The organism is Pseudomonas sp. LTR0 (assembly GCF_036630035.1).
Classification (GTDB): Bacteria; Pseudomonadota; Gammaproteobacteria; order Pseudomonadales; family Pseudomonadaceae; genus Aquipseudomonas; species Aquipseudomonas putida_Y.
In genome coordinates, this window is sequence record NZ_CP123734.1 from 5,246,485 (window position 1) to 5,260,421 (window position 13,937).

15 protein-coding genes are annotated in these 13,937 nt (G+C 62.5%); 5 read left to right on the plus strand and 10 right to left on the minus strand.

The window, feature by feature from the left end:
* Positions 1-16 precede the first annotated feature (16 nt).
* Entirely contained in the window at positions 17-1,246 is a 1,230-nt protein-coding gene (gene serA, locus QCL51_RS23945; RefSeq protein ID WP_014592761.1) for a phosphoglycerate dehydrogenase, read from the plus strand.
* Between the two features lie 46 nt (positions 1,247-1,292).
* Here serA and QCL51_RS23950 read toward each other — a convergent pair whose 3' ends face one another.
* Entirely contained in the window at positions 1,293-1,769 is a 477-nt protein-coding gene (locus QCL51_RS23950; RefSeq protein WP_103469592.1) for a DUF4399 domain-containing protein, read from the minus strand.
* A 223-nt stretch (positions 1,770-1,992) separates the two neighbouring features.
* Between QCL51_RS23950 and QCL51_RS23955 the strand changes: the two genes are divergently transcribed.
* Positions 1,993-2,481 carry a transporter substrate-binding domain-containing protein gene (locus tag QCL51_RS23955; RefSeq protein ID WP_021783573.1) on the plus strand — a complete coding sequence of 163 codons (489 nt, stop codon included), beginning with the start codon at positions 1,993-1,995 and terminating at the stop codon, positions 2,479-2,481.
* A 104-nt stretch (positions 2,482-2,585) separates the two neighbouring features.
* Here the strand turns inward: QCL51_RS23955 and QCL51_RS23960 are convergent, their stop codons facing one another.
* Complete coding sequence (locus QCL51_RS23960; protein ID WP_084850188.1) at positions 2,586-3,089, minus strand: DUF523 domain-containing protein; 504 nt, start codon at positions 3,087-3,089, stop codon at positions 2,586-2,588.
* A complete protein-coding gene (locus tag QCL51_RS23965; RefSeq protein ID WP_028697547.1) occupies positions 3,076-3,708 on the minus strand; it encodes a 2OG-Fe(II) oxygenase in 633 nt (210 codons plus the stop codon). Before QCL51_RS23965 ends, QCL51_RS23960 begins: the two co-directional genes overlap by 14 nt.
* A gap of 113 nt (positions 3,709-3,821) precedes the next feature.
* On the opposite strand from QCL51_RS23965, the gene QCL51_RS23970 reads away from it, so the two are divergent.
* Complete coding sequence (locus tag QCL51_RS23970) at positions 3,822-4,574, plus strand: DUF2059 domain-containing protein (RefSeq protein ID WP_021783570.1); 753 nt, start codon at positions 3,822-3,824, stop codon at positions 4,572-4,574.
* Here the strand turns inward: QCL51_RS23970 and QCL51_RS23975 are convergent, their stop codons facing one another.
* Positions 4,575-5,501, minus strand: coding sequence for an alpha/beta hydrolase (locus QCL51_RS23975; RefSeq protein WP_338444379.1), 927 nt, complete (start codon positions 5,499-5,501; stop codon positions 4,575-4,577).
* A gap of 142 nt (positions 5,502-5,643) precedes the next feature.
* Here QCL51_RS23975 and QCL51_RS23980 point away from each other — a divergent pair, with 142 nt between their 5' ends.
* Positions 5,644-6,213: a DUF6436 domain-containing protein gene (locus tag QCL51_RS23980; protein ID WP_103469591.1), complete on the plus strand. Its 570-nt coding sequence runs from the start codon at positions 5,644-5,646 to the stop codon at positions 6,211-6,213.
* On the opposite strand, the gene QCL51_RS23985 is transcribed toward QCL51_RS23980, so the two are convergent.
* Complete coding sequence (locus QCL51_RS23985; protein ID WP_084850185.1) at positions 6,192-6,758, minus strand: sugar O-acetyltransferase; 567 nt, start codon at positions 6,756-6,758, stop codon at positions 6,192-6,194. The two genes, QCL51_RS23980 and QCL51_RS23985, sit on opposite strands and share 22 nt — an antisense overlap.
* An 86-nt stretch (positions 6,759-6,844) precedes the next feature.
* Between QCL51_RS23985 and QCL51_RS23990 the strand changes: the two genes are divergently transcribed.
* Positions 6,845-9,208 (plus strand): penicillin acylase family protein, encoded by a 2,364-nt coding sequence (locus tag QCL51_RS23990; protein ID WP_338444381.1) that lies wholly within the window; start codon positions 6,845-6,847, stop codon positions 9,206-9,208.
* A gap of 209 nt (positions 9,209-9,417) precedes the next feature.
* Here the strand turns inward: QCL51_RS23990 and QCL51_RS23995 are convergent, their stop codons facing one another.
* The 5 genes from QCL51_RS23995 to cysW form a co-directional block, all read right to left on the minus strand.
* Entirely contained in the window at positions 9,418-10,203 is a 786-nt protein-coding gene (locus QCL51_RS23995) for a MetQ/NlpA family ABC transporter substrate-binding protein (protein WP_021783565.1), read from the minus strand.
* Between the two features lie 175 nt (positions 10,204-10,378).
* Positions 10,379-11,209 (minus strand): sigma 54-interacting transcriptional regulator, encoded by an 831-nt coding sequence (locus tag QCL51_RS24000; protein ID WP_338444383.1) that lies wholly within the window; start codon positions 11,207-11,209, stop codon positions 10,379-10,381.
* Between the two features lie 64 nt (positions 11,210-11,273).
* The gene (locus QCL51_RS24005; RefSeq protein WP_021783563.1) at positions 11,274-11,855 is read right to left on the minus strand and encodes an alpha/beta hydrolase; all 582 of its coding nucleotides are present in this window, start codon (positions 11,853-11,855) and stop codon (positions 11,274-11,276) included.
* A 209-nt stretch (positions 11,856-12,064) separates the two neighbouring features.
* On the minus strand, positions 12,065-13,054 hold the full coding sequence (locus QCL51_RS24010; RefSeq protein WP_003248965.1) for a sulfate ABC transporter ATP-binding protein: 990 nt from the start codon (positions 13,052-13,054) through the stop codon (positions 12,065-12,067).
* Positions 13,055-13,057: 3 nt separating this feature from the next.
* Complete coding sequence (gene cysW, locus QCL51_RS24015; protein ID WP_325949446.1) at positions 13,058-13,930, minus strand: sulfate ABC transporter permease subunit CysW; 873 nt, start codon at positions 13,928-13,930, stop codon at positions 13,058-13,060.
* Between the last annotated feature and the right edge of the window lie 7 nt (positions 13,931-13,937).

Below are 13,937 nucleotides of genomic sequence, written 5' to 3' on the forward strand. Positions count from 1 at the left end.
ATACAGGTTTACGCAGATGAGCAAGACTTCTCTCGACAAGAGCAAGATCCGGTTCCTTCTTCTTGAAGGTGTGCACCAGAACGCGGTCGATACCCTCAAGGCCGCCGGCTACACCAACATCGAATACCTCACTGGTTCGTTGCCGGAAGCCGAGCTGAAGGAAAAGATCGCCGATGCCCACTTCATCGGCATCCGTTCGCGCACCCAGCTCACCGAAGAGATCTTCGACTGCGCCAAGAAACTGGTCGCTGTCGGCTGCTTCTGCATCGGTACCAACCAGGTTGACCTGGAAGCTGCCCGCGAGCGCGGTATCGCCGTGTTCAACGCGCCATACTCCAACACCCGCTCGGTCGCCGAGCTGGTTCTGGCCGAAGCCATCCTGCTGCTGCGCGGCATCCCTGAGAAAAACGCCTCCTGCCACCGTGGCGGCTGGATCAAGAGCGCTGCCAACTCGTTCGAAATCCGCGGCAAGAAACTGGGCATCGTCGGCTACGGCTCGATTGGTACCCAGCTTTCGGTACTGGCTGAGAACATGGGCATGCAGGTGTACTTCTTCGACCCGCTGACCAAGCTGCCACTGGGCAACGCCGTGCAGGTCACCAGCCTGAACGAGCTGCTGGGCCTGGCCGACATCGTCTCGCTGCACGTGCCTGAGTTGCCATCCACCCAGTGGATGATCGGCGAGAAGGAAATCCGCTCGATGAAGAAGGGTGCGATCCTGATCAACGCCGCCCGTGGAACCGTTGTCGAACTGGACCACCTGGCCGCGGCCATCAAGGACAAGCACCTGATCGGCGCCGCCATCGACGTGTTCCCGGTCGAGCCACGCTCCAACGACGAAGAGTTCGAGAGCCCGCTGCGCGGCCTCGACAACGTGATCCTGACGCCGCACATTGGTGGTTCCACCGCCGAAGCCCAGGCCAACATCGGCCTGGAAGTGGCAGAGAAACTGGTCAAGTACAGCGACAACGGTACTTCGGTGTCTTCGGTCAACTTCCCGGAAGTGGCCCTGCCAGCGCATCCAGGCAAACACCGTCTGCTGCACATTCACGAAAACATCCCCGGCGTGCTCAGCGAGATCAACAAGGTCTTCGCCGAGAACGGTATCAACATCTCCGGTCAGTTCCTGCAGACCAACGAGAAAGTCGGTTACGTGGTAATCGACGTTGACGCCGAATACTCGGACCTTGCGCAAGAGAAACTGCAACAGGTCAAGGGCACCATCCGTTCCCGCGTCCTGTTCTAAGTCTCGGTGCAGCATGAAAAAGGGAGGCCCTGAAGGCCTCCCTTTTTTATTTCACTTCAACCGTGATCTTCTTCGACTCGACGCTAGGCTTGAACGGCACATGATACTGGTCACCCAGAATCAGTTGCAGGGTGTGCTTGCCCGGGGTCAGGGTAATGCTGGTTTCGGTCTGTGCCTTGCCAAAGTGCAGCACTTGCGCCCCCGCCGGCAGTGCGACGCCGGCCTCTGGCATCAGGCTGGTTGGCAGTGGCATGTCAGCCACCGGCTCTTTGTCGACATCCACCAGCAAATGGTGGTGCCCGGTGTGCGGCGTTTGGTCACCCGCAGGCTTGAGGCCCATACCCTCGATACCGAACTTGACGGTGAAGGTCTTGTCGACCGTGGCACCATCGGCGGGGGAAACGATGAAGACCTTTGCCTCCTTGGGCGGCTCCTGGCTCTTCAGGGCGTCTGCGGCACTGGCGAACACCGACGCTCCCATCAGCAGACCGGCAACGGCAGCACGCGAAAATAGGCTGTTCATTCACTTCTCCTGTGATTCACTTATTGACCGCAGCCTGTAATCCAAAAGCGGCGGTAGTTCACCTTAGTTGAAATAATCGCCAAGGTGTTCACATTGCCTGACAGAAATATTTCCGTCAGGGTTAAACAATGCCAAGGCTTGAAGGTCATAGGCTGCGCTCGATCACGGCGAGGAAGAAAGCCGTGGCGATCGTTTTCAATCTGCTAAAAGAAAAGGGGCATACATGCGTTCGACCATAGGGGTACTGCTGGCAGTACTGATCAGTCCATTGGCTCAGGCGGAGCTGATCGACGAAATCGCCGACCGGGGCGAACTGCGCATTGCCGTACAGGCCGACAACTCGCCGTACGCTTTTAAACAAGATGACCACCTGACAGGTTTCGACATCGAATTTGGCCAGGCCCTGGCCAAGGAACTGGACTTGCGCGCCGAGTTCGTCGAAGCTCCAGCTGCCGAAGTGCTGGCGGGTGTCGAGAGTGGCAAGTACGACATCGCACTCACCCCGTCGAGTGAGTCGCTCACAGGCGGCGGCCCACTCGATGTGAGCCGGCCGATTGGCGAGAAGAAACTGGTGATCCCGTTCCAGAAGGACAACCCAGCTTTTGAAAGCGCCGTAAACAATGCGTTGCAGCGCTTGAAAGACAGTGGCCGGACTGCCGAACTTGAGCAGAAGTGGTTCAAGGGTGTGCAGGAGACTGCAGCCGGGCAGTAAGGTCTTCTTTGCAACCTGTACCGGTCTCTTCGCGGGTAAGCCCGCCTTGGATACAGTGCGATCCCTGTAGGAGCGGGTTCACCCGCGAAAGGGCCAGCACAGGTTCAAACAGATATATCACCCAAAGCACGCTGCGCCTGGTCCAGTTCCAGCTCGCTGAACACCTGCACCCCCGCCCGCCGCAGCAACGCCGTGGTTACCCCTTCTCCGGCCACCTTCACACCACTGAAGGTGCCATCATAGGTCAACCGGTTGCCACACGAAGGACTGCCAGACTTCAGCACCGCTACGCGAATGCCATGCCGGTTCACCAGTTCCAGCGCCAACTGCGCACCGGCCAGAAACTCGGCACTGACATCTTCCCCCGTCACCGTCAGCACCTGCGTGTTGCCATCCAGCACTGCGCTGCCCTGCCCTCCCGGTATCTCCGCTGGCGGCCGCGGTGTCGGCAAGCCGCCGGCTACCTCTGGGCACAACGGCACCACGCGCCCTTCGGCCTGCCACTGCTGCAACAAATCGGGATGACCGCTTGCCCGGCCGTCATAGCGTACTGGCTGCCCCAACAGGCAGGCGCTCACCAGCACCTTGGGCATATCAGAACGGGTCATTGCCACGCCGCCTGAACCAGCCGGTCAACGACAGCCGCTCGCGCCCGGCCGGCAATACTTCGTGAGGCACTTCGCCCGACAGGAATACCACCAGGCAAGCGGCCACTGGCTCGACATCGTGCTCGACACCGTTGGCCAGGAACATGCGCAACTGGCCACCGTCATGCGGCTGCCAGCCTTCATTGAGGTAAAGCACCGCCGAGACCATGCGCCGGTCATCGTCGCGGAAGCGGTCCAGGTGCCGGCGATAGAACGCCCCCGGTGGGTACAGGGCAAAGTGGCATTCGAAGTCTTCCAGGCCCAGGAACAGGCCTTGGTTGATCGCCAGGCGCAGCTGGTCCATGGCCGCCAGGTACTGGTCGCAGGCCTCGGCCTGCCCCGGGTCGATCCACTGGATCTGGTCACCGCGAATGGCTTCGCGCACCTCCTGGGTAGCACCGCGCCCAACCCCTGCGGGGTTGAGTTCGCCTTCGGCATCACGGCGCCGGCACTCGGCTGCCAGCGCGCGTACCAGGTCGGCAGGCAGAAAGTGCGCCTGCTGGGACCAGCCATGGGTGGCCAGATCGTCGACGACGGCCGCAAGCATCGGGTATTCAGGGGAGATGTGCATGGCGCGCATCATATCCATTCGCCCTGTCGCCGCACAGCGCCACTTGGCCGAGAAACACGCGGATATCTCGACAAACCGGCGCCGGGCCAAGGACAATAGGCCCCTGCCGACAGGAGTCCTGAATGCGCCGTCTGTTTTCCCTGATTCTGCTGATGATCTGTACCATGCCTGTCTGGGCAGACAACCTGGATCAACTGTACAAGGCTGCCGGCTGGCCCGACCAGCGCGCCCACTTCAACGATGCCCTGACCGCCGCCCAGGAGCGCTACCGCAACAGTTTGCCTCCTGCCGTGTACCAGGCGCTGGTCAACAACAGCAACCAGCGCTTCCAGGCCCAGGCAGTGGACCGTCGCGCCCAGGCCAAGCTGCGTGCCACCCTGGCCAACCCGGCACCGGCCCTGGCCTTCTTCCAGTCGCCGTTGGGGCGCAAAGTGGTGGCGGCCGAGCTCAAGGCCACACGCAAGGACGAACTGGCCAAGAACGCCAAAGGCCTGCCCAAGATCCAGGCAAGCGACGATCGTCTGCTGGTCATCGGCCACTTGGCCCAAGCCCTGCCTGCGCGTGAAGCAGGCGCTGAAGTCAGCCTTGCCATCGCCGGTGTCGCAGCCGACAGCCTCAGCTCGATGATCCCCGGCCTGTTCGGCGGCGGCCAGGCCCAGAGCCTGCTGGATGGCCAGCGCCAGCGGCTGATGGGGCAAATTGGCGAAGACCTGAACAACACCCTGCTGTACGTCTACCGCGACCTGTCCGATGCCGAGCTGGAAGCGTTCGCCACCTTTGCCGAGTCGCCCGAGGGCAAGGCTTACTACCAGGCGGCCCTGGCCGCTGTGCGCGCCGGCCTGGCGGTTGGCCAGAGCGCCAACGACCTCAAGTGATCAGCCCAGGCGCTGGTTGATGAAGTCGAAGTAGCGCTGACGGATGCCCGGCAACTCGTTGGCCAGGTGGTGACGGGCCTCAGGCAGCATCAGTATCTGCGGCTCGGCAAACTTGGCCTTGAGCACTTCGAGGTTATGGGGCCAGTCCACCGTACCATCCGCCTCCCCCTGCACGATCAATGGCCGCCGCGCACTGCGCGGCGCAGCCTCGATGCGTTTGACCCAGGCGATCAGTGCGCCTACCCAGGCCGTTGGCAGGCGACGCGGTTGCAGCGGGTCGGCCTCCAGGAACGGCAGGAAGGCCGGGTCGTTGGTGTTCTCACTGAAGCGCCGTTCGATGCCATTGACGAAGTGGCGCAGCACGCAATAACTGAACTTCGACCAGCGCCATGAACATGGCCGCACCAGCGGGGCCAGCAGGATGATCTGGCCATCGACGGGGCTGCGCGCGCCCTGGTGCAGCAGATGGTCCACGGCAATCGCCCCTCCCGTACTCTGCCCACAAAGGTGCCACGGGTGCGGCAGTTGCAGCGTGTGCGCCTGTTCGAACAAGGCCTCCAGCACTTGCTGGTACACCGCGAAGTCATTGATGCTGGCCCGCTCGCCGCTGGACAGGCCGTGGCCGGGCAGGTCACAACTGATCACCGCAAAACCTTGCTTGAGTGCCCACGCAATCACATGCTGGTACAGGCCCATGTGGTCGTAATAGCCGTGCAGCAGGAACAGCGTCGCGCTTGGCTGCTCGGGTAGCCAGGCCTGCCCGACCAGGTCGAACCCCGCCGCCTGGAAGCCGCCCAGCCAGCTGTGTGCCGGCAGGTCCAGGCCATAGAAGCGCTGGTAGTCCTGCGCTTGTGCCGACAGCGGCTGGCGAGCAGTCAACGGCGCCAGACTGGAGCGCAGGCGGTCAGGGTGAAAGGCAGGGGGCATCGGGGTACATCCACATCGAGCAAGTATTGATCTGGAATCTTCAGCTCTGGCCGGCGCCATGGCAAGCTTGCTCACCTCGAACAACCAGCATCGATCCAATTGCGGGAGCGGCCTTGTGTCGCGAAAGGGCCACCGACTCTTCATGAATAGCCGAATCATCAAACCGCTGTGCACGGCAACCGCCTTGTTGCTCGGCGCCGTAATCCTCTGGCAGGCCTACAGCGCCTTTCAGGCTCGCTACCTGCGCCCGTTCGGCAACCAGGCCACGCTGTTCGACGGCAGCCAATTACAGCTACCTGCCGAGCTGGCCGGTGTTGGCCCTATCCGCGTGGTGCATTTCTGGGACCCGGCCTGCCCATGCAACGTCGGCAACCAGCAGCACCTGGGCGACCTTGTCAGCCAGTTCGCAGGCCACGACGTTACCTTCCATGTGCTGCAAAAGCCCGGCAGCCACGGCCAGCTACCGGCCAATATCGGCAGCTTGCACCCCATCACCCACCTGCCCGGCAGCGAGCAGCTGCCTGCCTCTCCTGCCGTGGCCATCTGGGACCGGCAAGGCCGCCTGGCTTACTTTGGCCCGTACAGCGAAGGCGCCGTGTGCAACGCCAGCAACAGCTTCATCGAGCCAATCCTCAAGGCTTTGCTCGACGGCCGTCAGGTCAGCGCCTCCAATACCCTGGCGGTGGGCTGCTACTGCCCTTGGTCGGGCTGACGGACCCTCGCCGGGTTACCCACCACCGTCGCGCCCGCAGGCACATCCCGGGTCACCACACTGCCGGCGCCGACGATGGCGTTATCACCGATGCTCACCCCTGGCAGGATGATCGCCGCACCGCCGATCCACACGTTGTCGCCGATGGTCACCGGCCGCCCACTCTCCAGCCCGCTGCGCCGCACTTCAGGATCGAGCGGATGGTCGGCGGTGTAGATCTGCACGTTGGGGCCGATCTGGCAGTCGTCGCCGATACGCACCGGCACCACGTCGAGGATCACGCAGTTGAAGTTCATGAAGGTATTGCGGCCAACGCTGATGTTGTAGCCATAGTCGCAATAGAACGGCGGGCGAATCACCGCGCCTTCGCCAACCTGGCCAAAGTGTTCCACAAGCAGCCCGTGGCGTGCGTCGTTGAGCAGTTCGACACTGTTATTGTAGCGATGCATCCAGTGCTTGTTGGCGATCTGCTCGGCCTGCAGTTCAGGGCAGCCAGCGTGGTAGAGCTGACCGGTGAGCATTTTGTGTTTTTCGCTGAGGGACATGGAAACTCCTTCCTGGGGCTATGCTCTGTTCGCGAATCCGCCGATGATCGGACCACATTTTCCGTTTGAACGCACAAGGAGCCTGAATGAAGCGCAGCCTGACCCTGCTGGGGGTAGTACTCACCGTGGCCGCGGGCGCCGGTTACTGGTACGTGCAGGGCAAGCTGCCGCAGCGCGAGGGCGAGGTCGCCGTTGCTGGCCTGCAAGCCCCGGTCAGCGTGCGCTACGACGCCCGCGGCGTGCCACACCTGCAGGCACAGAGCGAGCCGGACCTTTACCGTGCACTGGGCTACGTGCATGCCCAGGACCGGCTGTTCCAGATGGAGATCCTGCGCCGCCTGGCCCGGGGCGAACTGGCTGAAGTGCTCGGCGACAAGCTGCTGCCCACCGATACCCTGTTCCGCAGCCTGCGCATACGCGAGCAAGCCGCGCTGATGGCCAAGCGGCAGGATCCGCAGGCGCCGGCATGGCAGGCCCTGCAAGCCTACCTCGATGGGGTCAACAGTTGGCAGGCCAGCCACCCCAAACCCACGGAATTCGACCTGCTCGGCATCCCCCCGCGCCCGTTCACCGCCGAGGACACGCTGAGCATCGCCGGCTACCTGGCCTACAGTTTTGCCGCCGCGTTCCGCACCGAGCCTGCTCTGACCTACATCCGCGACCAGCTTGGGCCTGACTACCTGAAAATATTCGATCTTGGCTGGCAACCCGAGGGCGCGCTGGGCACGCCACTGGCCGCCGCCGACTGGCAAAGCCTGGAAGCACTTGCGCGCTTAAGCCATGAGGCGCTGGGCGACGCCGGCATCCCGCAGTTCGAAGGCAGCAACGCCTGGGCGGTCGCGGGTAGCCGCACCCGCAGTGGCAAGCCGTTGCTGGCTGGCGACCCGCACATCAGCTTTGCCGTACCTGCAGTGTGGTACGAGGCCGAGCTGTCAGCGCCCGGCTTCAACCTCTACGGCTATTTCCAGGCACTCAACCCGTTCGCCCTGCTCGGCCACAACCGTGACTTTGGCTGGAGCCTGACCATGTTCCAGAACGATGACGTTGACCTGGTCGCCGAAAAGACCAACCCCGCCAACGCCGATCAGGTGATGGTCGATGGCCAGTGGCACACACTGGAAACGACCGAACAGAAGATTGCCGTCAAAGGCGAGCAGCCGGTCACCATCAGCCTGCGCCGCTCGCCCCACGGTCCGATCGTCAACAACGTGCTGGGTAATACCTCCGGCACCACGCCAATCGCCATGTGGTGGGCATTTCTGGAAACTGAAAACCCGATCCTCGACGGCTTCTACCAGCTCAACCGCGCCGACACCCTGGGCAAGATGCGCGAGGCCGCCGCCAAGGTTCACGCGCCCGGGCTCAATTTTGTCTGGGCCAATGCCCGTGGCGATATCGGTTGGTGGGCAGCGGCAAAGCTGCCAATCCGCCCCGACGGCGTCGACCCGGCGTTCATCCTCGACGGGGCCAGCGCGCAGGCCAACAAGCTCGGTTTCTACCCCTTCAGCATCAACCCGCAGCAGGAGAACCCGGCCCGTGGCTATATCGTTTCGGCCAACTACCAGCCACCGGCGGCGGTGCCGATACCGGGTTACTACAACCTGCCCGACCGTGGCCGCCAGCTTGATCGTCACCTGGCCAACCCAGAGGTGAAATGGGATATCCAAAACAGCCAGGCATTGCAGCTGGACACCGCCAGTGACTATGGCCCGCGCACCCTTGCCCCGCTTCTGGCAACCCTGCGTGCAGTGGCCGAAGGTGACGAAGAGAAAGAGCTGGTCGAGCAACTGGCAGCTTGGGCTGGGGACTACCCGCTCGATTCGACCAGCGCCACGCTGTTCAACCAGTTCCTCTATGAACTGGCATTCGCGGCCCTGCATAACGAGCTGGGCGATACCTGGTTCCCGGTGCTGATCAGCACCCGCGTGATCGACGCCGCCTTGCCACGCCTGGCAGCGCAAGCCGATTCACCCTGGTGGAACACCCGTGGCGGCAGCCAGCGTACCGACCGTACCGCCGTCGTGCGCATGGCCTGGCAGAAAAGCCTGAAGCATCTGCGTGACACACTGGGCCGCGATCCGGCCAGCTGGCAATGGGGCAAGGCCCATACCCTGACCCACAACCATCCGCTTGGGGTGAAAAAACCGCTGAACCTGCTGTTCAACGTTGGGCCATTCGCCGCACCCGGTACCCATGAAGTGCCGAACAACCTCTCGGCGAAGATCAGCTCTGCGCCATGGCCGGTGACCTATGGGCCGTCGACGCGGCGGCTGGTCGACTTTGCCGATGCCGGGCAGGCGCTGACCATCAACCCGGTCGGGCAGAGTGGCGTGCCGTTCGACCGACATTACGCGGACCAGGCTGAGGAGTATGTGCAGGGGCAGTATCAGCGGGCGCAGATGGGGGTGATTCCGGCGCAGAGTACCTTGCGATTGGTGCCAGGGCCGTAAGGGGCTGCCTTGCTCAAAACCCAAAAGTTTGCGCGAGCACTGTGGGGATTTAGCCGCGAACACCGGCGCAGCCGGTGCCATGCACCGCGTTGGATTCTTCGCGGGTAAACCCGCTCCCACAGGGATCGCGCCAGCTTTCAGAGATCCCAGCAATGAAAACGCCGACACAAAGGTGTCGGCGTCGGGTCATGCAAGGTGAAGCAAGCGCATCAGAACGCCGGCAGCACCGCACCTTGGTACTTCTTGGCAATGAATGCCTTGACTTCCGGGCTGGTCAGGGCCTTGGCCAGTTTCTGGATGGCCTCACTGTCCTTGTTGTCCGGGCGGGCCACCAGGAAGTTCACGTAGGGCGAATCGGAGCCTTCGATCACCAGTGCATCTTTAGCCGGGTTCAGGCCAGCTTCCAGGGCGTAGTTGGTGTTGATCATGTCCAGGTCGACCTGGTCCAGCACACGGGGCAGCATCGCCGACTCAAGCTCGCGGAACTTCAGCTTCTTCGGGTTCTCGGCGATGTCCTTGGGGGTGGCCAGGGCATTCTTCGGGTCTTTCAGGGTAATCAGGCCGGCCTTCTGCAGCAGCAGCAAGGCGCGGCCGCTGTTGCTGCCCTCGTTAGGGATGGCAACGGTTGCGCCTTCTTTCAGCTCGCTCAGGGCCTTGACCTTCTTCGAGTAACCACCGAAGGGCTCTACGTGTACACCCACCACGGTTTCCAGGTGGGTGCCCTTGCCTTCGTTGAAGTTCTGCAGGTACGGCAGAGTCTGGAAGTAGTTGGCATCCAGACGCTTCTGGTCCACCTGCACGTTCGGCTGTACGTAATCGGTGAAGACCTTGATCTGAAGGTCCACGCCTTCTTTTGCCAGGGTCGGCTTGATCAGTTCAAGAATTTCGGCGTGCGGTACCGGGGTAGCGGCAACCACCAGTTTCTCGGCAGCAGCGGCCAGGCCGGAGAACGACAGGGCAGCAGCCAGGGCAGTGGTCAGCAGGGTCTTCTTCATGGTGGTCCTTGTTCTGAATCTGGGCCATCGACGATGGCAAATCGGGTGCCCAACCGGTTCACCAGTGGGCTTGAGGCGGACGATACCCAAATTTTTTATTCCGCAACAATATCTTTTACTTAGCTGCTTATTCCAAAAACACAATTCCATCAGCCTCTTTACCCATGAGCGATGTCTAACGCGCGGGGTCAGGCAGTTCGAGATCCTCTGGCAGGATCTCTTCGCCGTCATTGACCAGCAAGGCAAAGTGGATAACGTTCTCCAGTTCGCGGGTATTGCCCGGCCAGAAATGCGCCTCCAGCACCCGCTGCGCCGCCTCGCTCACCAAGGGCAGTGGCCGTTGCAGGCGCACGCTGTAGATGCCCACGAAGTACTCGGCCAGCGGCAGGATATCGCCCGGCCGCTCGCGCAGCGGCGGCAGTTCCAGCGCGCCCTCGCGCAGATACTGGTACAGGCGTTCGTTGAAGCGCCCTGCACGTACCACACGGGCCAGGTCGATGCTGGTGGCGGCGACCAGACGCACGTCAACCGGCTGTGGCTGCTGCGCACCCGCCCGAGTGACCTCGCGGTTTTCCAGGGCCGCCAGCAGCTTGTCCTGGATGGCCAGCGGCAAGTCGGCAATCTCGTCCAGGTACAAGGTGCCGCCGCTGGCCGAACCGAACCAGCCGGCGCGGCTGCTGGCTGTACCGCCATGGGTGCCAGCGCTATAGCCAAACAGCTCGGCATCGGCATAGGTGGGGCTGATGGCCGCGCAGTTGACCGACACGAACAACCCTCCACGGTCGCTGGCACGGTGGATCTGCCGAGCCAGCAGCTCCTTGCCGGTGCCGGTCTCGCCTCGGATCAGCACCGGCAAAGGTTGTGGCGCCAGGCGCTCAAGGTCCTCGCGCAACTGCTGCGAGCGCGGGTCGATGAACACCAGCGCCTTGGCACGAATGCTGAGCGGGCTCTTGTCCAGCTCGGGGAAGGTCAGAAGCGGCTGGCCGAAGGGGTTGTGAAACGTCATGACGAACTCCCGCCCCAGGCCCGTGATGGCCAGGCGTCAGGCAAAGGGTGAACAGTAAGGTCGATCAGGCGCGGCGCAGTGCGTGCTGCTCGATCCGGCTCTGCAAGCGATACAGGTAGGCGAAGCCTTGTTCCCAGCGCTCATGACCGGACTTGACGTTGATGTGCCCCGCGTTGCTCAGCAAACCTGCTTCGGCGTTCCATGCCTGGGCCAGGTACAGCGCCCTCGGCACGCTCACGGCCGGGTCGTTGTCCGAGCTGACGACCTGGCTGGGGAACGGCAGCACCTCGGTAGGGATCGGCGCAAAGTTGCGCAGCACTGACGCGCAAGTGGGCCGTTCGACATCTGCCGGCGCCACCAGCAGTGCACCACGCACCTGCCGCAGCAAGGCCGGGCTTGCCTGCGCTGCCCAATGGGCGACAGTGATGCAACCAAGGCTGTGGGCAATCAGGATCACCGGCGAGCGCTCGGCGGCAATCGCCTGCTCCAGCGCGTGCACCCAGTCCTGCCGCTGCGGGGTGAGCCAGTCGTCCTGTTCGACCCGGGCACTGTTGGGCAGGGTGCGCTGCCAGTGACTTTGCCAATGGTTGTCTGGCGACCCTTGCCAGCCCGGCACAATCAGGTAGCGAATCGAGTCATTGCGCATGGGGACGCCTCCAGTAAGTTTGCGTGCTTGGAGACAAGTATAGGGTGGGCGATATATTCGTAAAGGAATAAGAAGATATTTATTAATTCTTTAATGGCATAAACAACGGGCAGCGGTCGCTCTCTCGTAAGGGCTGCATACCCGCCCCGTCCACCTTTCACGTAAGAAAAACCCGGGACCATGCCCGGGTTCTCTTAACCTTGTGCGACTCAGATATCCGCTACCTTCTGCCAGACCTTCGGCCGGAAGAACAACGTTTCCCCCCGCGCCAGCCCGGTCAGGCTGTCATGGTCTTTCACCACCTCGGCCTCGATCAGCTCGCTCTGCCCTTCCACCTTCAAGGTCACCCGCGTGGTCGCGCCCAACGGCCGAATGTCGCGCACCTCGGCCGCGTGGTGCCCTTCGGTCTCATGCCGCGACAGCGATACCTCGTGCGGGCGGAACAACACGTGGTGGCCCTCGCTCAGGGCAAGGCGGTTGGAGTCCCCCAGGAAGTGGTAGACGAAATCGTTGGCCGGCTGATCGTACACCTCGCCCGGCGAGCCGATCTGCTCGATCACGCCCTTGTTCATCACCACGATGCGGTCGGCTACTTCCATGGCTTCTTCCTGGTCGTGGGTCACGAAAACCGACGTCAGGTTTATATCCTCGTGCAGCCGCGCCAGCCAGCGACGCAACTCCTTGCGCACCTTGGCATCCAGCGCACCGAATGGCTCGTCCAGCAGCAGCACCTTCGGCTCCACCGCCAGGGCCCGGGCCAGGGCGATACGCTGACGCTGGCCACCGGAAAGCTGCTCAGGGTAGCGATCGGACAGCCAGTCCAGTTGCACCATGTTCAGCAACTCATGCACCTTCTCGGCAATCTTGCTCTCGCTCGGGCGCTCGCCCTTGGGCTTCATGCGCAGGCCGAAGGCAACGTTGTCGAACACGCTCATGTGGCGGAACAGCGCGTAGTGCTGGAACACGAACCCGACGTTACGGTCACGCACGTCATGGCCGGAAACGTCCTCGCCATGGAACACGATGTTGCCCTGGTCCGGGGTTTCCAGGCCGGCAATGATGCGCAGCAGGGTGGTCTTGCCACAGCCGGACGGGCCGAGCAAGGCCACCAGCTCGCCGCTGTTGATGTCCAGGTTGATAGCGTTCAGGGCCTGGAAGCTGTTGAAGCGCTTGCTGACGTTACGAACTTCGATCGACATGAATCATTCCTCCGCGGCGCTGTGGCGCAGGCGGTTAATACGGTTCTCGCTCCACTGCTTGAGCAGCAGGATGAAGAGCGCCAGGATCAGCAACAGGCTGGCCACGCTGAAGGCCGCGACGTGGTTGTACTCGTTGTAGAGAATCTCCACATGCAGCGGCAAGGTGTTGGTCACGCCACGGATGTGGCCCGACACCACCGACACCGCGCCGAACTCGCCCATGGCCCTCGCGGTACACAGCACCACGCCGTAAATCAGGCCCCATTTGATGTTCGGCAGTGTGACGTGCCAGAACATCTGCCAGCCGTTGGCACCGAGCAGCCGTGCAGCCTCCTCCTCTTGCGTGCCCTGCTCCTGCATCAGCGGGATCAGCTCACGGGCCACGAACGGTACGGTAACGAAAATGGTCGCCAGGACAATGCCAGGCAGGGCGAACACGATCTGGATATCGTGGTCCTGCAGCCACGGACCGAACAGGCCTTGCGCGCCAAACATCAGCACGTAGACCAAGCCGGCGATCACGGGCGACACCGAGAACGGCAGGTCGATCAGGGTGACCAGGATGCTCTTGCCACGGAAGGTGTACTTGCTCACGCACCATGCAGCGCTTACGCCAAATACCAGGTTCAGCGGCACCGAGATAGCCACGGCGAGCAGGGTCAACTTCAGCGCCGACAACGCATCGGGTTCGAAAATCGCCTCGAAGAAGGTGCCAAAACCGTTCTTCAGCGCCTGGGATACCACGATCACCAGCGGCAGCAGCAGGAACAGGGTGAACACCAGCCAGCCAAGGCCGATCAGGGTACGCCGCGCTGTGGCACTGCCACGGCGGGCGGCGTTGGCTGCGGCACTTGCACTCAGGGATGGACTGGACATGCCGGCC